The organism is Stagnimonas aquatica (assembly GCF_003730135.1).
Taxonomy (GTDB): Bacteria; Pseudomonadota; Gammaproteobacteria; order Nevskiales; family Nevskiaceae; genus Stagnimonas; species Stagnimonas aquatica.
Window position 1 is genome coordinate 1 of sequence record NZ_RJVO01000006.1, and the last position, 19841, is coordinate 19841.

The window sequence follows — 19841 nt, forward strand, 5'->3', positions numbered from 1 at the left end:
TCGCCTGGGAGATGAACACCCGCCCCCGCAAAACCCTCGGGTGGAAGACTCCCGCCGAAGTCTTCTTCAACAAATGCTTCGAACAACGCGATCAAAACAACCGTGTTGCACTTGATGCTTGAATCCGCCAAGCAAAAGAAAGCAGGCCCCTGCGTAGCGCCCCCTTTGGGGGCAAGCCTGCGATGCTCGGTCTCCGGGGGACGCCGGCGAACTCGGCGCCCTATAGGCGCCTCAGACAGGCGCCGGCTTCCATCCCCCCGGAGACCTCCGCTTCTCGGCGCTACGAAGGGGACCGGAACATCTACAGCACGGCGGTCTTCGCCCGCCGCCACATCTACAGCAGGCGCGCGCTTCGCTCGCGCGAGGTCGGCGGAGCCGACGAGCCTGTCCGCTTTTGATGTGGCTTTTGATGTGGCTGTGGCTGCTGATGTGGCTTTTGACTTGCCCTCCCCTTCGTAGCGCCGAGAAGCGCAGGACCAAAGGGGGATAACAGCGAGCGCATGTCTGAGTGGAGGGAGACACTAGAAATGAGATACCGAGAAAAAGCGCGAAAAAGCGGGAAATAAAAAGCGTGTCAAAGACTTAGCCTCGTTTCAGCCGAAAAGATCGTGACGGATGGTTTGATGCGGATTTCCAGGCTGGCGACGGATGATTTGCGCCAATTACCGGTAAACGAGAACCCTTAACTGGAAAAACACAGCGGTCGAATTTCCGCCACTAAGGGCGTACGCTAGTCAGGCGGGCGTGACACGGTGACCAATCTACCGGCCGTAGCACAGGTGAAAGCCTGGAGCGCCATGCGGGGTTTCCGTCCTTGGACGGGTGGTAGGCCCCGCCGCCCGCACACTATTCCTTGAGCAGTTGCCGCAGAGTGCGAACGCGCTTGGCGGCGTCACGCGAGAGCCGGCGATAGCTGGTGAGAAACAGTCCGGCGCCGGTCATGGTCGACTTGACCACCGCAACGTAGCCGGGCTCTTCATCGAGAACAAACAGCATTGACCGGTCGGTGTCCCGAACCGAGCGACCGAGGTCCACCACGCGCGGAATCGACAGGTAATCCGCCGTGGTCAGCTCTGGGTGGCGGCCGACTTGCTTCGCCATAGTCTCTGCGGAAATCTGCACAACGTGAGTCGTCGCGCCTATCGCTTCCGCCTGAGCGTCTTTCAGCACCGCGATAGGCATGGTGCCCTCGGGCTTGTCCAGCCAGGCGCGCAGCGTGTCGCCCTGTGCCCATCGGCTGATAATCGACTTCGCCAGCGGCTCGGCGACTGAGTCCAGCTTGTCAGTCAGCACCCGGGCCAGACTTGCTTTGCGCGCAGCCGCGCCTGGGGCCACCGCGAAGCCAGGAGTGATGCCCTTCGGAATCAGCTCGGTCTTGCCAGTGCGCCGATTCTTCCACTCGATCAGAACATCTTTCGGAGGAGTCGTCTGGGCCGGGATAGGCCTGCGGATCAGACGGCCGGTCGGCAACCCCGTCTTGGCATCCAGCTCCTGAACGCCGGGCGATGGAACCCCGTTCTTGACCAGCTTCTCATACTCGCGCTGCCCGACTTGGCGGTTATTGCACCGGCAGCCGTAGCCGCCTGGGCACGGATGGCTCACCCACCAAGGATCATCCGCCGGCAGTAAAGTGCCGTGCCACGCGAGGTGCTCCTCGCGGTGGTGAATGCTCGGCCCTACGGTCCTCAGCAGATATGGCAAGACGCGCTTGGTGCGCCGGATGCGCTCCCACTGACCGGCGCTGTAGGCGGTGCGTAGGTTGGTCTGATAGATCGTGCGTAGCCGGCCTGGGGAGGACAAGTCGGTCTGCGCGATCTCTCCTGTCTCCGGGTCCACTACCTCGCGACTGCCCCACCAGCCTTTCTTCTCGAGTTCCGGCCGCAGGCGGGCACGCCACTGGTCGAACGTAAAGCCTTCTTGAAGGGTGCTTAAAAGGCTCGTTTGAACGTCAGCAAGAACATCCAGTTCGGTCACCTTGGCGACCGTGAAACTGGTCTGATGCTCTTCGTTCCAGACGTCACGGTGGTCGAAGCCGATCTTCAGCTTTTTGGCGGCGAAGTAGGCGACCGCCTCCTTGGGAATGGGAACCGGCGGGGTCACTGGATAAGCTCGGCGAAGAAGTCGAGCGTCGCCTCGGTGAGATCAACCCGATTCTGTTCAGAGACTCCCAAGTAAGGGCGCGGCGGAATTTCAGAGCCGGGATGATTGACTCGTTTCACCGGATGGTCGAAACCAGGGATCGCCAAGCCTTTCCCATTCTTCGCCTCGATCACATGCGGCGCAGTAGTGCCACCTTCTTGGTGGATGCGCGCGTAGACACGGTTACTTCCGATCAGCATGGAATCGCCATCGACGCTGCTGGTGATGCTGCCCAACAGCAAGCCGCTGTCCATCAGCAGACTTTGACCGCCAGCGCGCGTGGCTGCGTACCTATCGCTCCAGGCCGGCCAGGGCGTGCCATCCGGGCCAGGGCCACCCGCTTCAATGCGCTCGCGGGTCTGGGATTCGATCATCGCCGCCAAGCCCTGGAGCAGCTCCAAGCGGTCGAAGTCAGCCAGGCGGTTCAGCCTGGCTTGAGCCATATCCAGTTGGCTGATGTCCAGCTCTAGCAGCGCGCCGCTCATCCGAGGAGGTCGGTGCCATCACCAAGGCCGCGTGCTTCGAACGTCTTGGTCGCCAGCGCGGCTTGCAGCGCCGTGGTGTCGATCACTTCGCCCAGCGAAGGCAGGCGCGCCAGGAACTCGTCGGCGGAGCTGCAATCGGCGGCCAGCCGCTCAATGGGCGAGAGGATGGGCTCCATCTGCGCCTGCCAGTCCGACAAGCCGGCGTCCACCAGCTTGTCGAGCTCGTCACCACGACCATCGGCCGCATTCAAGGCACGGCGCAGGGCTTGGTTCTGCGCCAGCGCCTGATTAAGAGCGACTTCGGCTGGCACCTGTCCTGCAGGTGCCCGCAACAGCTTCACCGACTTGCTATTGCCAGGGTCCGGCAATCCCAGCTTGTCGCGGACCACACTTTGTTCCACCTCCAACCCCATCGGAACCAACACTCTCAACGATTCCACCAAGAGCTTGGTGTCTTCGAACTTGGGCACCTTGATGACGATGCGCGGGTAGCCATTGCGCGGCTGAACCCCGAAGTTGAGGTCAATCAACGGCCGAACCAGATCACGATTCAGCGTTTGTCCCATGCCCTTCGCATCCGACGCGAGAATGTCGAGCCGGACGTCGTTGTGGACTTTGGCTTGAGCCAGGCTGCCGCCATTATCCGTGGTCATGGTCTGACCCAGAATGACCTTCGACGTCTGCTTGTCGAGGTAATCGCACAAGCGCTCGAACACGTCGGCTCCGCCCCCGGCACCCTTCATGGCGTCGACGAACTCGATGCGCATGGAGTCCGGCAGCACCGCCGCCGCATCAGACCCGATATTTGCGACGGCTCTCTTCAGCACAGCGACATCGTCGCGAGAGGCATTAGGGCCATAGCGACCAAGCCGGAGGGGCATGCCGAAAACCTCGGCAAAGGCCATCCAGTCGGTCAGTGCAAGCAGCTTGCAGAGCAAGCCGAAGCCACCCACACGGGCATAGGCATTGCGGATTGGAAGACCCGACTTGATCCTTGGCCGGTGCAGCAGAAACTTGAAGGGCTGCAGAGCGAGGCCTTCCACCGGCGCAGCGATGTCTTTCAGGCGCAGCTCTCGGTGGGTCTCGCGGTCCCAGAAGAACCAGCGTTGATCCCTGGCGATGAACCCCTTCGGCCACCACTGTCGCTCGCTAGTGTCCCAGTCGATCTCGCTGACTGCGTAGGACTTGCCGAGCGCATCCTGCAGGTCTTCCACCAAATCTTCGGCGGATGGCGACGACATCACATCGCGGACCAGGTCCGCGTGCTTCTGGTGCTCTGGGGCGTCTGACTTGGCCTCGACCAGAATCTCCAAGCCAGAGAGCGCGCGCTTGCGGCTACCCAGCACACCCAGGTAGTGCTGATCGCGTTCTTCGACATCTTCCGCCAGGGTCAGAAAGCGATCCGCGTCGCCGATGACCGCCGAGTCGAGAATTTCGGCCAGCTCGAAGGGCGTCATGCCGGTGGCGACGCTCTCGAACCAGGCCCGGCGGACTCCCTCCATCGACGGCGTGGCGATCTCGCGAGTCAGATCGTTCTTGCGAATGGGCTGGCCATCCGGCCCAACAATGCGCGACTCGCCCATCAGAACACTCCTCGGCGGGCTTTGAAGCCAGCGGTAACTCGAACATCGCGGCCACCGACGTCATCGTCTTCCGGCCGCATGCGCATGGCGCCGGTTCGCGAGCGAGCGTCAACGGAGACGGACTCGTAAGCCGCTGGCTGGTAAGGGTCTTGCTCGCTGGCAAACCACATCAGGCAGTAGGCGATGGCCGCATCGCCGTGTCGCTTCTTCTGCCCAGTCTCCTTCGGCACCATCGGCACACCGTTGGTGATGCGGACCTGCCGCAAGTCCTCGACGATCAGATCGTCGGCCGGCACCGCCAACGAGCCGTCCTCTAATGCCTTGCGCAACTTGGGCATGTTGAGTTCGTAGAAGCCCTGGCTGAGCTTGATCTGGTGGATGCGCTCGTGACCGAACTCGTCGGCAATACCTTCCGCCAGGTCGGCGCCATTGCCACCGGCATCCAGGGCGCCAGCGGAGAAGCGCGGCAGGCCCTTGATGATGAACCTGACGATCTGCCGTTGCTGGGCAAACGGCACGTTGTGCAGCTCAACGATGAAGGGTGGGCGGCGACGCAGGTCGGCGCCGATTTCTGATGGGATCAGCGTAGTGCTGTCGCCGCTACGCGCGAAATCCTCGCCGAGAACATGGGAACGCTCTGGGTCGAGCTTCTTCAACAGGGGTGCGATCTCTCGCGCCAGCCAGTCGTCGATCTCCATTTCGCGAAGGATCACGGGCTTCAAGCTGAAGGCCCCGTCTTTTTCCAGACGCACCACAGGAATGGACTTGTCGACGCAGCTTTCGATCAGCACCCGAGAGAGATACTGCGCGGCACTCTTGCGAGGAATCGCGTCGAGCTCCTCCTGCATGGCCTCTGTGTCGGAGCCGTAGCTGCGGCGGATACGGCGGTACCATTCGGCCTTGTCGGCCTCGGTTGGCACGCGGCCACGGCTTCTGGCCAGGCGCTCATAAAGCCCATTGGCGACCGCATCATCGAAAGTGACTTTGTGGATGGCGTAGTCGTAGACACCCGCCCGAATCTCAGTGATGAGCTGGTTGAACGGATTGTCGGCGCCGTTGTGGCTACTGATGATGCGAATAACGCCAAAGCCGATCAGCAGCGCGTTGACGGCCTTCATCACCTCCAGAACTTGCTTGTGGAAGGCAGCTTCATCGATCACCACGCGCCCCTGAAGGCCGCGGATGTTCGCCGGGTTCGACGACAATGCCTCGATACGATTGCCGGTGACAGGGTCAACCAAGCGGTAGCCCGATTGCGTCTGCTTCTGGCCCCTTTCATCAACCTCGTCGTACTCGAAGCGCTGCACCAGAGCACCAGCGCCGATCAGCTTGTCGCGGAACATCGCGCAGGTCGCGATGAACTCCCGACCTTTCGACTTGGTGTCGCCGATGTAGAACGTGTTGTCGCCGCCTTGGCTACGGGCGGTATGCGCCACGATGACCGAGTCAAATGCCTCGGCAAAGGTGATGCCGGTGCGGCGGCCTTTCTCGGCCAGCTTCAGCGGCGACTGGTCATTAATCCAATCTAGTTGGTGCTGCATGAGAAAGCCGTCGGTAGACGGATCGACATCCTCCAGCACCGAGCGCAGCTCGGGAGGAATGTCTTGCAGCAACTCGCGGGTGGACAGCTCCGCAACAACCCGGGTATCGAGCATTAGCCACCGCCCCCGAGTTCCTTGCGCAGGCGGTTGGCCTGCTCGGCGGTCAGGCCGACAGCCCTGCCTGCCTTGTCGATCCGCTCACGGGCACGTCTCTCTCCCTCGGCGATCAGCTCCCGCTCCCGCTCTGCCGAAATGCGGGCTCCGTTCTCAATGGCCAAGAAGCTGCGCGAGATCGCCGCGAACGCCTTCACGTCGATGGGGTTGCCTGCATCGCTCGCCTCGCGCATGTCGTCGGCGGCCTGGTAGGCAAGCAGCCGCAGAGTCTCCTGCAACAGCTTGCCGACCTGGCTTTCCGGGTTGCTTCCGAGCTCTTGAATCCAGGCCTCTTGAATGGCCTTGGCTTCGCGGGCTCGGTCCGCCCAGCGGCGGAGCTTCTGCTGCGCGCGATGTAGAGATGAGATGGTGGGTGGTTCGACATCCGCCGCCGCGATCTGCTCCCGGATTTCGTCCAGGGTGGGTCCGCCATCGGCAAGTTGCTCTTTCACCCGCTCACGAAGATCGGGCGGCAAGCGGTCCACCTTGCTCTTGCGGCCCATCGGACTGTCAGCCCAGCGCCGAGGCGCGCTTGACCCCCGGCACCTCGGCGGTGCCTTCGGCGACGTCCAGGCCGCGCGAGGTCAGTGAAGCGACCACTGCCGAGCCCACCACCTCCAGAATCAGCAGGCCTTGCTCCTGCAACCAGGCCAGCTCGGTATGCATCTGATCCCGGCTTAGAGCGTGCTGATGTTCAGCACGTAGGCCATCACGAAGAATCGCGCTGTTCGCGCGATAGTCCGGCTTGGTGGCGGCGAGCAGGCGCAAGGTCTGCAATCGACGCTCCTCGGTTACAACCTGAGCGTAGGTCTTGCTCACGAACCTTTCTCCATCAAGTAATTGTTGATGCGCAGAGTCGTCTCGCTGGTGTGCTTGAGCGCGGTGTCGACCTTGCCCAACAGAGTGCTGAGCTCTGCGATGCTCTCCTGCACCCCTTGCATGTCCCTGTGACTCGGAAGATTGCGCACCCGCTCATCCAAGGTAGCCAGCCGCGTGTCGATGCCTGCCAACTTGCGCTGGTTCTCTTGCTCGGTGCTATTGGTGTTTTTGACCAGGTCGTCGATTCGCCGATGCACAGCGGTCTCGACGCCGCGAAGCGCCTGCGCCTGCGCAGCGCGCTCCCGCTCCTGACTCCCCTGGAGCTTCTCCAACTTCTCAGCCGACTTGTCGCGGCGATGAAAAATGAAGGTGAGAACGCTCACCAGCAGAGAGAGTGCAGCAATCGACGAGGCAATCAGCGGAGTCATGGCCGCCCCCTGGCCGCAAGTAGCTTCGAGCGTTTGTCCTCGACGCGGGCACATTCGATGCAACGGCGCGCGGTCGGTATCGCGACCAGGCGCTCGGGATCAATGGCGTCACCACAGCCCTTGCAAATTCCATCGGAAGGCTGTGCGTCGAGGCTACAGGACAGCTTGGCCATCGCCTCGTCGCGCTGGATCTGCTCGCGCTCCTGCGCGATGTCTACCGGGTCGCTCAAGGCACGCCCCCATCGTGTTCCAGGTGCCAGTCGATCAGGGCTTCGAGCTGGCCTCGGGCTTCGGTGGCGAGTTCGGCGTTGTCGATGTGGTTGTCGAGTAGCGCTTTTCCATCGACTCGCCCAGCAGATACGGCCTCGGCGGCCGCACCAACAGCGAAGCCGGCGGACGACGACAGATCGGCTCGCTCGGGATCACTGGCGGCGTCCCACACGCGCACAAAGCCAGGGCCAAAAGAAGCGTCGCAAACACCAGGCGCAGTGCTAGAAGCCCCCGGCTTTTGTAGGGGGATGATCTCGGAGACTGCATGCGGCACCTCCTGCCGGATGGTTCGGTAAACAACGCGGGATTGCTTTCGGGCCTCGCCCAGCGCCAACTCCAGGCGCTGGTTCTCGTCGGCTGCCGCCTTGGCCTCGGCCTGATGGCGGCGCAGGCGCTCGCCTAGCAGTTGCGCAGACGCCTCCTCCGACTTGAGTTGGCGGCTCGTGGCACTGGCCAGCGCCTTGTCGGCCCCCGCGCTGTAGCCGAGTCCATAGATCGTGCCGGCCAAAACAACGATGGCGGTGTAAAAGGCGATGCGCAGCGTCATGGAGACTGCCCTTGGCTAGGCGCGCCGAGGTAGCGCGAGGAGATGTACTTTTTGGCGACCTCGACACCGCCGACGGTTCCGCCGTACACCAGCCACAGCAAAGGGTCGTCGGGCATCGTGGCCAGCATCTTTCGGGTGAAGACGTAGACGTAGAGCAGATAGCAGCCCTTGCTCAGAGACAGCGTGCCGTCCGGCGAGAGCACCAGGTCGGGGATGCGGCGCAGCCCCATCACCAGGGCCAGCAAGGCATCGAGCAGGGCATGGACGAACAGCGCCACACGAATCGAGAGCGGGCACTTCATTGCCGGAAGCCCAAGGCCCGCACACCGTCCACATATTCCTGGTTGATGTAGCGCACACCGTCCTTGCGCGGCGAGCCGGCGTTGTAAGCGGCAATAACGCCGTCCCAGCCCAGCGATGCGAAGTGCTTGCGCGAGAGCGCGCGCAGATAGGCGCACCCGGAGTTGACGCCAGCCAAGGGGTCGCAAAGGGCGCTGAGATAGCCCTTGAAGCCCTGTTCACGGGCCAGTGACCCCATCACCTGCATGAGCCCGTAGCTGGTCTGCTGAGCCACCCATTCGGTGTTGGGAGTGATGCCAGGCAGGCCAGAGAAATCCGAGGGCGCCTTATCCAGCGACATGTCTGCTGGGCGGCAGTTATAGGCGCGAAGCAGGCGGTTATCCCAGAGCCAACGAAAGTCCGGCTCGTAGCGCGTCGCCCAAGTGTTAAGTCCGGATTCCTTGCGGCAGATCGCCAGCACCAGGTCGTAGGGCAGCGCGAAGTCTGCCGCGCCTCGCTGGATCACACGGGCCAGTGCGTCGGTTGGTTGCGGCAGGTTTGAGCTGGGCGAAGTCATGCACGGCAGGATGGCCGTGCGTCCGGTCATTCTCGATGCCGGAAATGTTTCGCCCCGCATGGTGCGGGGCGACGGGAGTCAGGCTACGCGGCTAGCCGCGAGGTGGTCAAACAGCGTTAACGGCGTGTGGCTCGCTTCCGCACCGAGCCATACCCATCGGACGTCGCTTGCAGCCGCATTGCATCGGTCTCGAATGCAGGGCTGTCGAGCTGTTTTTGGGTCGGTTGGGCAACCAGCACGTCGAAGACCAAGTCGGGCTCCGCGACGAAGTGCGCGAGAATCTTCACGGCGATGGCCCGGCAGCTTGATCCCTTCGACCGCAAGCTCGCGTAACTGCCATCGTGCCTGTACTCGACACAGCGCCATGAAAGCGAGTCAGCGTCGGCTCGATCATTGCCGATCAACTCCAACTGGGCACCCTCTACGCCGGGAATCCCCCACCGTTCTCGGCGCAAGCCCCTATCGCTGCGATCCACCGTCGACACAGAGACGTTGAGTCCTTTGAGGACGCTCTCGGCGGAGATCCGCTGTTCGATCTCGGCTTGAGCCACTATCGGCATCAGGCAGGCGAGCGACAGCGCTGCTGCAATTGCTCTCATGGTCGGGCTCACCGGTCCCGTCCTTGGCGCACGACACGCCCGATGATCTCCGAGTGGCCCGACTCCAGGTCGGCCGGGATGATCTCGAACGGCGGGAACTCCTCCGACAACTTGCTGGTGGCCTGTATGCGCCCGTTAGGCAGCATCTGCAGGTACTTCACCATCAGCAGGCTGTCGGTGCGCAGCGCGTACATATCGCCTTCGCCGACGGTCTTCTTTGAGCGGTCCACCATCACCGTGTCTTTGGCCTGCAACTCCGGGTACATCGAGATGCCTGCTACGGGAAACTCCGCCAGGTCGATGATGCTGAGCTCGGGTCGGCCGTCGAAGTATTCGCGCCGATAGAAGTTCCACTTTTTCGGCGTTGTCAAAAACTCCCGGCCCGCTCCGCCGGCCAATGGGATGTCGTAGTACGGCACCCACACGTAGGCCCCAGACCGAACCAGATCCAGCGCCGCCTCCACGCTCAACGACTCCGAGGCGTACTTGCGGGCACGGCTAGCGATCTCGGCGAAGTCGCCGCGCGTCAGCGTCCAGGCGACATCCTCGTCGCGCAGATCCACCTCCTGCGGCGGCCATGTCCCACGGCCCAGGATCAGGTAATCGAGACTCACGCCCCGCTCCAAGGCGACCTGCATGCACTCGTCGAACGGAATGCTGTTCCGGTTTCGCCAGCTCGCTGGCGTAGAGACCCCGACGCCGAGCGGGCGCGCAAGGGCACTGTCGGAACTCACGCCGAGCACAACTTGCAATCTGTCTAGGACTTCACCGGCATTCGACATAGCGCAATAAACCTCTTGCATTGCGTCTATACGTTTCGTATTGTTATCGCACTTGTTCAATACAAAACGTAAAGACAATGCACCCAGCGGACATCAAGGCGGCGCTTGAGAAGGCAGGGAAACCCCCGTCCAGGGTTGCCCGCGCGCTCAAGCTCCGGCCGTCGACGGTGAGCCAGGTGATTCATGACAAGGGCAAAAGCCGCCGAGTCGCCGGGTACATCTCGGACGCCATTGGCATCCCGGTTTCCCAACTCTGGCCAGGCAGCTACCCGGCCTTGGAGTTGGCGGAAATCCGGGGAACTCGGAGGGCCGCTTGACATGCCTAGTGTACGCGCGCCCCGGCCTGGGTCACTTGCAAACGGACGCTCCCGTTTTTCCAGCCAGGGCGACCTTTTTTCCTGTTTGGATGCCCTAGACGAGCGCCCGCGCTTTGTCGACCTGGACGTCGACCAGGAACTACGTGGCGCCATCGTCCACGCGATCCGCGAAGCACTGAACCGCCAGTCCGACCCCCTAAGCCGGGAACGCATCGCCGACCGCATGAACCAGTTGCTGCCTGGTCTGCGTCATCGAATCACCGAGCGCCGCCTGAATAGCTGGACGGCCAAGAGCAAGGAATACAGCGAGTTCCCGGCCCGATTTATCCCCGCCTTCTGCGCCGCCGTGGAATGCGACGAACCCCTGCGCGTGCTCGCCCGCGCCCTCCGCCAGGACGTGGTGGATGCCCACGCCCTGGCCGCCAAAAGCCTAGGCGAAAACCTCATTCAAGACGCGGCGCTGAAGACCCAGCGCCGCCTGCTGCTGACCCGACTCGGAGCCTGAAGTGCGCAAGAACGAACTAGCCAAAAGCCGCGACGTTGCGGCATTTGAACTAAACCCCGCTCAGATGGGGCAACTCGCGGAGATAGCTCGCGCCGATCTGCAGGGCAGCGACGAAACCCTGGCGGCCCTGGGTGCCGAGGAGCTTGGCCGGGCCGAGATGAGCGTTCTGCGCGCTGGGGCTTACTTCCTCAAGCTCAAAGAGCAGGCTGGGCACGGCGGCTTTATTCAGGCGCTCAATAGCGTCGGGGTCTCCCCGGATCGCGCCCAGCGATCCATGCAGATGGCTCGCTATGTCGCCTCACTGCCGGCCGATCAGGCGCGCCGCATTGCCGCTCTGCCGCGCAGCAAGGTGCTACCCCTAGTGAACGCCGACCAGGAAGTGGTCGGCGAACTGCTGGAGCAAGGGGCGCTGGACGGTGAGCAGCCACTCTCGGTGCGGGAGTTGCAAGACCGCCTTCGCAAGTCGGAGGCAGAGAAGGCCACCCTCAAGACCCGCCTGGAAACTGCCCAAGCCGAGAAAATCCGTCTGGCGCGCGAGCGCAGTCGAGTCCTCGCCGAAGAAGACCTTCCGGCATTTGCCCTTGAAGCCCGGCAGGAAGCCCTGGCCCTCACCGAGCAAATGGGCTTTGGGCTCGACAGCCTGCAAGACATCGTCGAGCAAAACCTCCTCCAGCGGGTCAAGCACCCTGAGGCAGACCGCTTTCAGCCCTTGGCAGCCGGCACCACCTTCCACGCGTTGGCGGCCGTGCATGCCCGCGCCGGCCTGCTGCTCAGCCGACTGCAAGCACATTTCGGCGAGGCCATCGCAGACCCCGACGTGAAGTATTCGCTGTCGCCGGCTGAAGCGCAGCTATTCATCGCCGGACGCGAGCGCCTGCTAAGTCAGCAGCAGGCCGACGCCAAGACGCGCGCCAACAAACGCGCCAATGACACCCCTGGCAAGCCCGGCCGCAAGCGCGGGCCAGCCTCGCGCTGAGCTGAAGCATGGCCGCCGTCCTCCCTTTCAAGCCCCGCGAGCTGATGCTCGCGCCGCTGGACCCGCTGGATGCTCTCTCCGCCGAGGCCCGTGCCGAGGCGCAGCGTTGCCTGGGGCTGATTCGGCCTGCCTTGCAGCGCATGGCGCAGGGCGTCAGCAAGCGGGCGGCGGCAGCCTGGCTCGCGCAACAGGGGGGCGACATGCCCAGCCTGCCCACATTGCAGCGCTGGCTCGCCGCCTATGAGCGCGACGGGTTGGTCGGCCTCGCGCCCAAATACAAGGGGCGCGTTCGAAAGGAGTACGGCTGGGAGGCAACGGCACTGGAACTGTTCGGCAATCGGCCGACACAGCCGCACTACTCGACGGTGGCCATGTGGCTGCGCGAGAAGCACGGCTTCGAAAACGCAGCGGACCACCTGGTGCGCCGCTACCTGCAGAGCCTGCCCAGCAACCTCACCGAAACCGCGCCTGGCCGCCTGGGGCGCCACTACTACCAGCAGAACGTGAAGCCCTACGTACTGCGAGACAACACCGTGCTGCCGGTCGGCTTCATCTACGAGGGCGACGGACATTGCTGCGACGTCTACGTGGCCTCTCCCCGCACCGGCAACGCCTACCGCCCGGAGCTCACCGTGTGGGTGGACGTGCGCAGTCACTTCGTCGTCGGCTGGTACTTGAGCGAGAGCGAATCGGCCAATACCACGCTGTTCTCCCTCAGCCACGCGCTGCTGAGGCATGACCATGTGCCGGCCATGCTGCACGCCGACGTCGGCTCCGGTTACGTCGCCAAGACCATCAGCGACCAGCGCACCGGCTTTCTGGCGCGCTTCTCCATCGAGCCAATCTACGCGCTGCCGGGCAATGCCAAGGGGAAGGGCCTTATCGAAGGGTTCTGGCGCTGGTTTGAAGAACGGTGCGGCAAGCAGTTCCCCACCTTCTGCGGGCACGACCGCACCGACGACTATCTGCGGCACCTCAGCCGCAAGGTGGAACGCGGGCTGATCCGGCTGCCGACGCTGGCGCAATACGCCGACGCCTGCCGGGAGTACTTCGACTTCTACAACCGCAACCACCAGAAGAATCTGGGCTGCGCGCCGAAGGACTTGTGGGCAGAGCTCAACCGGGTGCCGGTAGAAACACCGGCGGCGGCGATCATGCGGCCCTGCGAAAAGCGGATGGTGCGGCGCTGGGGTATCGCACTGCATAACCGCATCTACCGGAGCGGCGATCTGGCGCGCTACGAGGGACGCGAGGTCAACGTCCGGTACGACCTGCACAACGACATGGTCGTCTGGATCGAAGACGCCAAGGGGCGCCTGATCGGCGAGGCCAAGCTGGTGGAGAAGCACCCCTGGCTGCCCGACTCCCGTATCGAGGAGGCGCAGCAGAAGCGCCTGGAAGGCCAGGCTCAGCGCCTGGAAAACAAGCTGGTGGAGTTCCAGGGGCGCGCCAAGGCGCCGCTCACTGGCGCCGCCATGCTGGACGCCCTCGACGACGTCCATTTCCTCAGCGCCACGCCGAGCACCCCGGCGCCGGTCAGCTACCTGCGGCCCATCGACCCCGAGATCAGCGAGCGCGTCACCGAGGCCATCGCCGAAGCCGGGCAGCACGAAGAAACCCCCACCGAGCGCTACCAGCGTTGGGTGAACGCCGAGGCCGAGCTGGCTGCCGGCCAAGCACTCCCCCCCGAGCTACAGACCTGGTTCGACACCTACCAGACCAGCAGCGAATGGCGCTCGTTCGACCGACTCAGATCCACCTTCGGCGCCGTCTCCGGCGTCGTCTTTCCGTCGCCCTGACCCTGCCGCACCTACCGAGGATTCCCCATGAAAGCACGCGTCGCCCCCACTCGTAACGTCCGCCGCCTCGCCGAGGTGGCCGACATGCTCACCCGTCGTGCCCCCGGCCTTCCCGGTGTCGCCATCGTCGATGGCGAAACCGGCTTCGGGAAAACCACCGCCATCAATTGGCTGGTCAACCAGGTGGAAGGCATCGGCATCTACGTCCGCGCCCGCAAGACCTGGCGGGTGGCCAGCATGCTCAAGGCGATTCTGGCCGAGCTGCACATCAAGCCGCGCGGCAGCGCCGACGACATGCTCGACGACGTGGTGATGGCCCTACGCGAAGCCAAGCGCCCGCTGTTCATCGACGAGATGAACAACATCGTGCGCCGCCCCGACATGGTCGAGGTCGTGCGCGACATCATCGACCTGAGCAACCAGGCGGTGATCCTGATTGGCTATACCGGCCTACTGACCGAACTCAGCTCTCATCGCCAGCTCACCCGCCGCGTACTGCAACAGGTGACCTTCGAAGCTGCCGACCTGGCGGACGCCCGCGCGGTCGCGAGCAACTGCGAGGTGGAGGTGCGTGACGACTTGCTGGAGCGGGTGCTCAAGTCGGCGCGCGGCAGCATCGGCGAGCTGACCATCGGCCTGGCACGCATCGAGGCCTTCGCGGTCAGCCGCGGGCTCAAGTCGGTGGGCTCCAGCGATTGGGGCAAGCGCGACGAGTTCTTCACCGGCAGCCAGACCAGCACCACCTACGGCGCCACCGTCACGCCGATTGGGGCTGCGCGGTGAGGGCAACCAAAGACACCGCCATGCGAGCACGCCAGCTCCTGGCTGTCTTCCAGGCGGGCGAGCGCCTGCCGCAGAACCACCAGGACATGGCCCAACTGTTGGCGGAGGTTTTCGGGCGCAAGCCCAAGCCGCAGCCCCTCAACAACCAGCCGCTGCCGCTGGCCAGCGCGCGCGGAAAGATGTGGACGTCCATGCGAATCCAGCGGGACTTCACCGCCCAATCGGTCGCCGCCGCCAGCGAGACCGAGGTGCAGGCGGTACGCAAGTACATCAAGGCTCTGATAGCGGCCGGCTACGTGCGCCTGGAGCGTCAAACCAGCTTCGAGGTGGGTGACCACAGCGCCTACTCACTGCTGCGCAACACCGGCCCCTACGCGCCGCGTGTCCGGAGCCGGGGCTGTGCCATCTACGACGTCAACCTCAATCAGGAGGTGACCCGTGACGACTGAGGCACCCTGGATTGCAGTCCTGCGCGAGTACGTAAAGGCGCACGGGCTGAAGCCCGCCGGCAAGAAGATCGGCTACAGCGGCAGCGCTGTCAGCGCTGCGCTCAACGACAAGTACGGCGTGAACGGCTTCCCCGGAAACCTGGAACGCATGCAGACCGCCGTTGAAGGGGCCTTGATGGGCTCTCGCGTGGACTGCCCGGTCGTCGGTGACATCCCCCGCAATGCCTGCATCGCCAACCAGCGCCGTGCCAGCGACCCCCGGGCCACCAACCCCATGCGCATGGCGCTGAGCGAGGCCTGCCAGAAATGCCCCCATGCCACCACCACCGGCGTCGCCGGAAAGGAGCGTTGCTGATGAAAGCCCTGATGAACCTACTGCGGCATGCCTGGCTGCACTTCCGCTACCGGCGGGCCGCCGTGATTCCCATCCCGACAGACCTCTGTGTGGTGCGTCCGCGCCGCCGCTACGAGGTGCTGTGCAACCCCAACCTTTAACCCGAGCAACACAATGAACCAAATCGCAGAGAAACACGGCTGCTGGCCCGATGCCGCCGGTCGGCTTGTCCCCAAGGAACTCGTCAAACCCATCGACCGGCTGCGCGACGAGTTGGTGCGCGCCCTGATTGGCCAGGGCGAGCAGATCGCCGCTCAGATCGCCGCCTACAAGGCCGGCGCGTTCGCCGACATTGCCAGCTTCGTCGAGCTGAGCCTCGAGCAGTACGGTGTGAAGGTCGGCGGCCGAAAGGGCAACCTGACCCTGACCAGCTTCGACGGCAAGTACAAGATCACCCGCTCGGTGCAGGAGTCCATCAGCTTCGACGAACGCCTGCAGGCGGCGAAGGAACTGATCGACGAGTGCATCCAGACCTGGACGGAAGGCAGCCGGCCGGAGATCCGCGCGCTCATCAACGATGCCTTCCAGGTGGACAAGGAAGGGAAGATCAGCACCGGCCGTGTGCTGGGGCTCAAGCGACTGGAGATCAGCGACGAAAAGTGGACGCGTGCGATGAAGGCCATTGCCGACAGCGTGCGCACCGACACCAGCACCACCTACATCCGCCTCTACCAGCGAGTGGGCGACACCGAACGCTACGAGCCCATCTCGCTCGACATGGCGGTGCTGTGATGACGCCCACTGCTGACCTAGTGGTACTGGCGATGTTCACGCTATCCGTTGGCGTGCTGCTCGGCCTGTATCTCGGCATGCGTTGGGCGATGGTGGGCCAGGACGGCACCCCGTTCGCCAACCTCGCCGAGGTGGGCCAAGGCATGCACCTGCTGCTGGCGCGGACACAATTTCTGGACGCCGCCCAGCCCGACGAGCTCGAAGCCATCCGCAAGCTGCAGTCCAGCGCTAGCAGGCGAGCACCCATGTTCAGACCTCGCCAGCGCGTTCGCTGCCGAAACACGGGCCTGATCTACCGAATCGTCGACTGGCCGCGCCGCTGCTTGTTCGAGGCAACTGCCTTGCCGGCCTATACCTTTACGGCCGAGAGCGGCGGCGACATCACGCTCTGGGTAATTCCGCAGGCGGACATGGAGGACGGGCGGTTCACCCCGGTTGGTGACGCCGTGCCCACAGCGGTGGGCGAGTTCTGATCTTCGTGTCCACCCTCGACCGCCAGTCCCTGCTCGCCGCCCTGTCGCGCCACGTTGGCCGCGACCGGGGCGTGACAGCGCGGGCGCTGGTGGTCGAAATTTGCGGCACCTGGTCGGCGGCGGGGGAGCGCCACCTTCGCGAGCTGGTGGAGGCGCTGCGCCAGGACGGCATCGCCGTCTGCGCGGACCCCAGCAACGGCTACCACATCGCCGCGACAGCCGAGGAGCTGCAAGCCTCGATACAGTTTCTACGGCAGCGGGCGCTCACCAGCCTGCGCCAGATCCGCCAGCTCAAGCGCCTGGCCCAGCCCGACCTGGGCGGCCAGCGGCGCCTGCTGCTGTAGCGCAAGGGAGCCCCCATGCACTGCATCTGTCCGGCCTGCGGTTTCAATGCGCCGCTGCTGTCCTTCACCAGCGAGGCTGCCGCCCACCGGTTTGCCGAGCTGACCCTCCGCGTGCCACCGGCGCTGGGCAACGTCCTGCAGCTCTATCTGCACCTCTTCGCGCCCGCCAAGCACAGGATGACCTTCGAGAAGGCATGCCGCGTGCTGGAGCCGCTCCTGGTGGTGATCGAGACCGGCAACGTCCGCTATGCCAAGCGCGACTGGTCAGTGAGCCACGCCCAGTTGGCCGAGGCCTTGGGCTACATGGTCGGCCGCCGTGCGGAGCTCGAACTGCCGCTGCGCAACCACAACTATCTGGCCAAGGTGCTGAGCAGCGCCGCCAACAAGCTGGAGGCGGCCACCGAGGCGCAGCAGATCCAGCAGAAGCGCGAGCCACCAGCCCCGACGCCGGTGGCTCCAACCGCCGATGAGCAGAAGGTCATCGCCCGGCGAAAGGCTGTCGAGGAGCTCGGTGCCGAGCTCGCTGCCGCCAAGCGGCTCCGGTTGGAGGTGACCCGCGACCAGCTTGCCGACCACCTATTTGCTGCAGGCCACACCAAGGCCGACATCGAGTTCGCGCTCGACAAGGTGCTGCCATGACTCGCGATGAGATCGAGCACTGGGTGCGGAGCTGCCTACGCAAGGCGCGCTACAGCAATTCCCACAAAGCCGAGGTGGGGCGGAGCCGTTGCCAGCGCCAGCGCCCCGATACCGCGTTGCGCATTTACCCCTGCGACTACTGCTACGGCTGGCACCTGACCAAGGTCGCCGCCAATCCCGAGAGGATCGAATCATGAGAGTGTGGGTTTTCGACGAGGCGAAGCTCGACCAGGCCCTGCTGACCTGGTCGGACGAGTTGGGCGCACTGCTGCCCGAGGAATCGCGGCAGATCACCGAAGCGATCCGCCGCTTCCTCACCTCCGAGGCCGCCCTCAAATTGCGCGTGCGAGAGTGCGAGCCGCCGCCGAGCAGCGACGACGAAAGCCACTGAGACCGCCCCGCCGTGGCCACCAAAGACCCGCGCCAGACCGAGCTTGCCCGCATTCATATCCTGAAGGCGGCGCTCATTGGCACCCGAGAGTTCGACGCCGAGGACTACGCCAATGTGGTCTGGGTTCACGGGCGCCAGCACTCCAGCAAAGACCTGGACGGCCACGGCCGTCGCCAGGTGATCGAGCATCTGCAGGCGCGCCTCAAGGCCATTGACCCCAAGCACCCGAAGCTGGCGCGCTTCCAGGGGCAGCCCAAGAACATCGGCGCCCGTGGGCGCGGCGAGCTGGAAAAGATCGAGGCGCTGCTCACCGACGCGGGTCTGGGCTGGAACTACGCCCACTCGCTGGCCAAGCGCATGTACCGCCGCGACCGGGTGCAACTCTGCGCCGACGGCCAACTGGTGGGCATCGTCGCCGCCTTGCACAAGGCCGCGCTCAAGCGCCTGGCCACCGACCTGGAGCAACTGCTCGGCTACTCCTGGGCCGACTACGGCGCGCACCTGGCGGCCTGGCTGTTTGACTTCGACACCCTTCACCGGCGGTTCGATGCCTACCCCGAGGTCATGAGCAAGGTGCTGCGCTGGTGCCGTGGCGACTTGGCCGTCGTCTGCCAGTGGCCCGTCGACCAGGACAAGCCGAGCTGCTGCAGCGGTTGCTTCCAAGTCTCGCTGTCGCAGGTCCGTGCGTGACTGACGATCTGGCCAAGGTCGATATCAACCGCCTGATCGCGCCCCAGTTGCGCAAGATCGCGGCCACCATCGGCCTGCCAGACACCCTCAAGCTGCTGCGCAAGCGCGGCGGCACCAAGACCCATGTGCCTCAAGGCCCAGAGGCACGGCTCTTCCCCGATGTGCTCGAAGACGACAAGGCGCGCAACCTGGCGCGGCTGTTCACCGGGCACCAGTACCTGACGCTCCCAAAGGCCGACAAGATTCTCCAGGAACTCCGCGACCAGCAGATCCGCGCCGAGGTTGAGCAAGGGCGCAAACTGCAGGCCCAGGCGCTTCACTACCAGCTCACCGAGCGCCAGATTCTCAACATCCGCCGTGGCGACCGGGGCGACAAGTTCAGGAGCGTCCGCGACGTGGAGACGCGCCGGGAGTTGCAGACCGATTTGTTCGACTCCGCCACTCCGAACCGGGCACGGCAATGAAAGCGCCCGTTAAAGCCCCCTTAAAGCTGACCTGCAAGGCCCCTGTGGCGCTTTCCCCCCATCAGTCCCCCTCCCAATGGATTGCGCGACTCCTGCGCGCTGCCAGGGGCTAGTTGTATTCAGGAGGTTGCCAATGCCCGCAAAGACCAGCCGCAGACAGCCAGACCTGTTTGGAGTTCCTCCGCGCCGTCCGGCCCGTGTGCTGATGCACGTCCACGACGCGGGGCATCTGCCGGGAGGTCGGAAGGGCGCCGAGATGCAGATAACCGTTCGAGGGAATATCCGCGGCTTCGACGTGATCGAGTCAGCGGTCGAGAACGCCTACGCAAAGCTGCGCGGTGACTCCGACTACGCCACCCTCAATATGGAGGATGCCGACGGCAACATCCTAATCAGTGAGGACGACGAAGACAGAGGGGAGTACTGGCTTAAAGACAAGCTGATTAGTGCGGCAATTGTTTCGGCCTCTCCGAGATCGGCATCAAGCATTTCCACCCAGGCCACGCCACCAAGGCAGTGCAAACTCTGTGGAGACGAAATCAAACCCGGCTGGATTCATGGGTGCGGATCATGAGGCCCAACGCCCAAGCTCACCGGAAAACCGGCCAGGGGCCGAACCATGAATAAGAGCGCGCAGGACGAGAGGCCGGGTTTTCCGGTGGAGCACCTAGTTGGGCCTGAGC

30 protein-coding genes and 1 pseudogene are annotated in these 19841 nt (G+C 64.1%); 18 read left to right on the forward strand and 13 right to left on the reverse strand.

Annotated features, from left to right (window positions below; all coding sequences use genetic code 11):
• A pseudogene (locus tag ED208_RS17865) lies at positions 1 to 122 on the forward strand (IS30 family transposase); the annotation flags it as partial.
• Positions 123 to 846: 724 nt separating this feature from the next.
• Here ED208_RS17865 and ED208_RS12485 read toward each other — a convergent pair.
• The 13 genes from ED208_RS12485 to ED208_RS12545 form a co-directional block, all read right to left on the reverse strand.
• Positions 847 to 2100, reverse strand: a complete 1254-nt coding sequence (locus tag ED208_RS12485; RefSeq protein ID WP_123212251.1) for a phage head morphogenesis protein — start codon at positions 2098 to 2100, stop codon at positions 847 to 849.
• Positions 2097 to 2624: a phage virion morphogenesis protein gene (locus ED208_RS12490; RefSeq protein WP_123212252.1), complete on the reverse strand. Its 528-nt coding sequence runs from the start codon at positions 2622 to 2624 to the stop codon at positions 2097 to 2099. Before ED208_RS12490 ends, ED208_RS12485 begins: the two co-directional genes overlap by 4 nt.
• The gene (locus ED208_RS12495; RefSeq protein WP_123212253.1) at positions 2621 to 4207 is read right to left on the reverse strand and encodes a DUF935 domain-containing protein; all 1587 of its coding nucleotides are present in this window, start codon (positions 4205 to 4207) and stop codon (positions 2621 to 2623) included. Before ED208_RS12495 ends, ED208_RS12490 begins: the two co-directional genes overlap by 4 nt.
• On the reverse strand, positions 4207 to 5862 hold the full coding sequence (locus ED208_RS12500; RefSeq protein ID WP_123212254.1) for a hypothetical protein: 1656 nt from the start codon (positions 5860 to 5862) through the stop codon (positions 4207 to 4209). Before ED208_RS12500 ends, ED208_RS12495 begins: the two co-directional genes overlap by 1 nt.
• Positions 5862 to 6404, reverse strand: coding sequence for a phage protein Gp27 family protein (locus ED208_RS12505; RefSeq protein WP_123212255.1), 543 nt, complete (start codon positions 6402 to 6404; stop codon positions 5862 to 5864). The genes ED208_RS12500 and ED208_RS12505 overlap by 1 nt, the downstream gene beginning before the upstream one ends.
• A 7-nt stretch (positions 6405 to 6411) precedes the next feature.
• Complete coding sequence (locus ED208_RS12510; RefSeq protein ID WP_123212256.1) at positions 6412 to 6720, reverse strand: VpaChn25_0724 family phage protein; 309 nt, start codon at positions 6718 to 6720, stop codon at positions 6412 to 6414.
• Positions 6717 to 7148 (reverse strand): DUF2730 family protein, encoded by a 432-nt coding sequence (locus tag ED208_RS12515; protein WP_123212257.1) that lies wholly within the window; start codon positions 7146 to 7148, stop codon positions 6717 to 6719. The genes ED208_RS12510 and ED208_RS12515 overlap by 4 nt, the downstream gene beginning before the upstream one ends.
• The gene (locus tag ED208_RS12520; protein WP_123212258.1) at positions 7145 to 7378 is read right to left on the reverse strand and encodes a TraR/DksA family transcriptional regulator; all 234 of its coding nucleotides are present in this window, start codon (positions 7376 to 7378) and stop codon (positions 7145 to 7147) included. Before ED208_RS12520 ends, ED208_RS12515 begins: the two co-directional genes overlap by 4 nt.
• The gene (locus ED208_RS12525; RefSeq protein WP_123212259.1) at positions 7375 to 7965 is read right to left on the reverse strand and encodes a hypothetical protein; all 591 of its coding nucleotides are present in this window, start codon (positions 7963 to 7965) and stop codon (positions 7375 to 7377) included. The genes ED208_RS12520 and ED208_RS12525 overlap by 4 nt, the downstream gene beginning before the upstream one ends.
• Positions 7962 to 8267 carry a hypothetical protein gene (locus ED208_RS12530; RefSeq protein WP_123212260.1) on the reverse strand — a complete coding sequence of 102 codons (306 nt, stop codon included), beginning with the start codon at positions 8265 to 8267 and terminating at the stop codon, positions 7962 to 7964. Before ED208_RS12530 ends, ED208_RS12525 begins: the two co-directional genes overlap by 4 nt.
• Positions 8264 to 8851 (reverse strand): lytic transglycosylase domain-containing protein, encoded by a 588-nt coding sequence (locus ED208_RS12535; protein ID WP_158608538.1) that lies wholly within the window; start codon positions 8849 to 8851, stop codon positions 8264 to 8266. Before ED208_RS12535 ends, ED208_RS12530 begins: the two co-directional genes overlap by 4 nt.
• A gap of 86 nt (positions 8852 to 8937) precedes the next feature.
• On the reverse strand, positions 8938 to 9420 hold the full coding sequence (locus ED208_RS12540) for a hypothetical protein (protein ID WP_148044753.1): 483 nt from the start codon (positions 9418 to 9420) through the stop codon (positions 8938 to 8940).
• An 8-nt stretch (positions 9421 to 9428) separates the two neighbouring features.
• Positions 9429 to 10223, reverse strand: a complete 795-nt coding sequence (locus tag ED208_RS12545) for a LexA family transcriptional regulator (RefSeq protein ID WP_123212263.1) — start codon at positions 10221 to 10223, stop codon at positions 9429 to 9431.
• A 56-nt stretch (positions 10224 to 10279) separates the two neighbouring features.
• Between ED208_RS12545 and ED208_RS17820 the strand changes: the two genes are divergently transcribed.
• The 17 genes from ED208_RS17820 to ED208_RS12625 all read left to right on the forward strand — a co-directional run bounded on the left by ED208_RS17820 (position 10280) and on the right by ED208_RS12625 (position 19732).
• The gene (locus ED208_RS17820) at positions 10280 to 10519 is read left to right on the forward strand and encodes a helix-turn-helix domain-containing protein (RefSeq protein WP_123212264.1); all 240 of its coding nucleotides are present in this window, start codon (positions 10280 to 10282) and stop codon (positions 10517 to 10519) included.
• Positions 10520 to 10604: 85 nt separating this feature from the next.
• Positions 10605 to 11024 (forward strand): hypothetical protein, encoded by a 420-nt coding sequence (locus tag ED208_RS12555; protein WP_123212265.1) that lies wholly within the window; start codon positions 10605 to 10607, stop codon positions 11022 to 11024.
• 1 nt (position 11025) lies between these two features.
• Positions 11026 to 12000: a hypothetical protein gene (locus tag ED208_RS12560; protein WP_123212266.1), complete on the forward strand. Its 975-nt coding sequence runs from the start codon at positions 11026 to 11028 to the stop codon at positions 11998 to 12000.
• Between the two features lie 8 nt (positions 12001 to 12008).
• Positions 12009 to 13799 carry a Mu transposase C-terminal domain-containing protein gene (locus tag ED208_RS12565; protein ID WP_123212267.1) on the forward strand — a complete coding sequence of 597 codons (1791 nt, stop codon included), beginning with the start codon at positions 12009 to 12011 and terminating at the stop codon, positions 13797 to 13799.
• Positions 13800 to 13826: 27 nt separating this feature from the next.
• The gene (locus ED208_RS12570; protein ID WP_123212268.1) at positions 13827 to 14582 is read left to right on the forward strand and encodes an AAA family ATPase; all 756 of its coding nucleotides are present in this window, start codon (positions 13827 to 13829) and stop codon (positions 14580 to 14582) included.
• 20 nt (positions 14583 to 14602) lie between these two features.
• Entirely contained in the window at positions 14603 to 15031 is a 429-nt protein-coding gene (locus ED208_RS12575; RefSeq protein WP_123212269.1) for a hypothetical protein, read from the forward strand.
• On the forward strand, positions 15021 to 15386 hold the full coding sequence (locus ED208_RS12580; RefSeq protein WP_123212270.1) for an XRE family transcriptional regulator: 366 nt from the start codon (positions 15021 to 15023) through the stop codon (positions 15384 to 15386). Before ED208_RS12575 ends, ED208_RS12580 begins: the two co-directional genes overlap by 11 nt.
• Positions 15386 to 15526 (forward strand): hypothetical protein, encoded by a 141-nt coding sequence (locus tag ED208_RS17350; RefSeq protein ID WP_158608540.1) that lies wholly within the window; start codon positions 15386 to 15388, stop codon positions 15524 to 15526. The genes ED208_RS12580 and ED208_RS17350 overlap by 1 nt, the downstream gene beginning before the upstream one ends.
• Positions 15527 to 15539: 13 nt before the next feature.
• Positions 15540 to 16157 (forward strand): DUF3164 family protein, encoded by a 618-nt coding sequence (locus ED208_RS12585; protein WP_123212271.1) that lies wholly within the window; start codon positions 15540 to 15542, stop codon positions 16155 to 16157.
• A 32-nt stretch (positions 16158 to 16189) separates the two neighbouring features.
• Positions 16190 to 16630 carry a hypothetical protein gene (locus ED208_RS12590; RefSeq protein ID WP_148044754.1) on the forward strand — a complete coding sequence of 147 codons (441 nt, stop codon included), beginning with the start codon at positions 16190 to 16192 and terminating at the stop codon, positions 16628 to 16630.
• A 5-nt stretch (positions 16631 to 16635) separates the two neighbouring features.
• Positions 16636 to 16974, forward strand: a complete 339-nt coding sequence (locus ED208_RS12595; protein WP_123212273.1) for a hypothetical protein — start codon at positions 16636 to 16638, stop codon at positions 16972 to 16974.
• Positions 16975 to 16989: 15 nt separating this feature from the next.
• A complete protein-coding gene (locus tag ED208_RS12600) occupies positions 16990 to 17613 on the forward strand; it encodes an HI_1489 N-terminal domain-containing protein (RefSeq protein WP_123212274.1) in 624 nt (207 codons plus the stop codon).
• A complete protein-coding gene (locus ED208_RS12605; protein WP_123212275.1) occupies positions 17610 to 17810 on the forward strand; it encodes a hypothetical protein in 201 nt (66 codons plus the stop codon). Before ED208_RS12600 ends, ED208_RS12605 begins: the two co-directional genes overlap by 4 nt.
• The gene (locus ED208_RS12610) at positions 17807 to 18004 is read left to right on the forward strand and encodes a hypothetical protein (RefSeq protein ID WP_148044755.1); all 198 of its coding nucleotides are present in this window, start codon (positions 17807 to 17809) and stop codon (positions 18002 to 18004) included. Before ED208_RS12605 ends, ED208_RS12610 begins: the two co-directional genes overlap by 4 nt.
• A 12-nt stretch (positions 18005 to 18016) precedes the next feature.
• Positions 18017 to 18694, forward strand: a complete 678-nt coding sequence (locus ED208_RS12615) for a phage protein GemA/Gp16 family protein (protein ID WP_123212277.1) — start codon at positions 18017 to 18019, stop codon at positions 18692 to 18694.
• A complete protein-coding gene (locus tag ED208_RS12620) occupies positions 18691 to 19158 on the forward strand; it encodes a Mor transcription activator family protein (RefSeq protein WP_158608541.1) in 468 nt (155 codons plus the stop codon). The genes ED208_RS12615 and ED208_RS12620 overlap by 4 nt, the downstream gene beginning before the upstream one ends.
• A gap of 133 nt (positions 19159 to 19291) precedes the next feature.
• Positions 19292 to 19732 (forward strand): DUF5406 family protein, encoded by a 441-nt coding sequence (locus ED208_RS12625; RefSeq protein WP_148044756.1) that lies wholly within the window; start codon positions 19292 to 19294, stop codon positions 19730 to 19732.
• Positions 19733 to 19841 lie beyond the last annotated feature (109 nt).

Bases quoted from the DNA above. Each gene is read 5' to 3' on its own strand.
- ED208_RS12490 (WP_123212252.1), bottom strand. From the start codon at position 2,624: ATGAGCGGCGCGCTGCTAGAGCTGGACATCAGCCAACTGGATATGGCT.
- ED208_RS12495 (WP_123212253.1), bottom strand. From the start codon at position 4,207: ATGGGCGAGTCGCGCATTGTTGGGCCGGATGGCCAGCCCATTCGCAAG.
- ED208_RS12500 (WP_123212254.1), bottom strand. From the start codon at position 5,862: ATGCTCGATACCCGGGTTGTTGCGGAGCTGTCCACCCGCGAGTTGCTG.
- ED208_RS12505 (WP_123212255.1), bottom strand. From the start codon at position 6,404: ATGGGCCGCAAGAGCAAGGTGGACCGCTTGCCGCCCGATCTTCGTGAG.
- ED208_RS12515 (WP_123212257.1), bottom strand. From the start codon at position 7,148: ATGACTCCGCTGATTGCCTCGTCGATTGCTGCACTCTCTCTGCTGGTG.
- ED208_RS12525 (WP_123212259.1), bottom strand. From the start codon at position 7,965: ATGACGCTGCGCATCGCCTTTTACACCGCCATCGTTGTTTTGGCCGGC.
- ED208_RS12530 (WP_123212260.1), bottom strand. From the start codon at position 8,267: ATGAAGTGCCCGCTCTCGATTCGTGTGGCGCTGTTCGTCCATGCCCTG.
- ED208_RS12535 (WP_158608538.1), bottom strand. From the start codon at position 8,851: ATGACCGGACGCACGGCCATCCTGCCGTGCATGACTTCGCCCAGCTCA.
- ED208_RS12540 (WP_148044753.1), bottom strand. From the start codon at position 9,420: ATGAGAGCAATTGCAGCAGCGCTGTCGCTCGCCTGCCTGATGCCGATA.
- ED208_RS12545 (WP_123212263.1), bottom strand. From the start codon at position 10,223: ATGCAAGAGGTTTATTGCGCTATGTCGAATGCCGGTGAAGTCCTAGAC.
- ED208_RS17820 (WP_123212264.1), top strand. From the start codon at position 10,280: ATGCACCCAGCGGACATCAAGGCGGCGCTTGAGAAGGCAGGGAAACCC.
- ED208_RS12565 (WP_123212267.1), top strand. From the start codon at position 12,009: ATGGCCGCCGTCCTCCCTTTCAAGCCCCGCGAGCTGATGCTCGCGCCG.
- ED208_RS12570 (WP_123212268.1), top strand. From the start codon at position 13,827: ATGAAAGCACGCGTCGCCCCCACTCGTAACGTCCGCCGCCTCGCCGAG.
- ED208_RS12575 (WP_123212269.1), top strand. From the start codon at position 14,603: ATGCGAGCACGCCAGCTCCTGGCTGTCTTCCAGGCGGGCGAGCGCCTG.
- ED208_RS17350 (WP_158608540.1), top strand. From the start codon at position 15,386: ATGAAAGCCCTGATGAACCTACTGCGGCATGCCTGGCTGCACTTCCGC.
- ED208_RS12585 (WP_123212271.1), top strand. From the start codon at position 15,540: ATGAACCAAATCGCAGAGAAACACGGCTGCTGGCCCGATGCCGCCGGT.
- ED208_RS12590 (WP_148044754.1), top strand. From the start codon at position 16,190: ATGTTCACGCTATCCGTTGGCGTGCTGCTCGGCCTGTATCTCGGCATG.
- ED208_RS12600 (WP_123212274.1), top strand. From the start codon at position 16,990: ATGCACTGCATCTGTCCGGCCTGCGGTTTCAATGCGCCGCTGCTGTCC.
- ED208_RS12605 (WP_123212275.1), top strand. From the start codon at position 17,610: ATGACTCGCGATGAGATCGAGCACTGGGTGCGGAGCTGCCTACGCAAG.
- ED208_RS12610 (WP_148044755.1), top strand. From the start codon at position 17,807: ATGAGAGTGTGGGTTTTCGACGAGGCGAAGCTCGACCAGGCCCTGCTG.
- ED208_RS12625 (WP_148044756.1), top strand. From the start codon at position 19,292: ATGCCCGCAAAGACCAGCCGCAGACAGCCAGACCTGTTTGGAGTTCCT.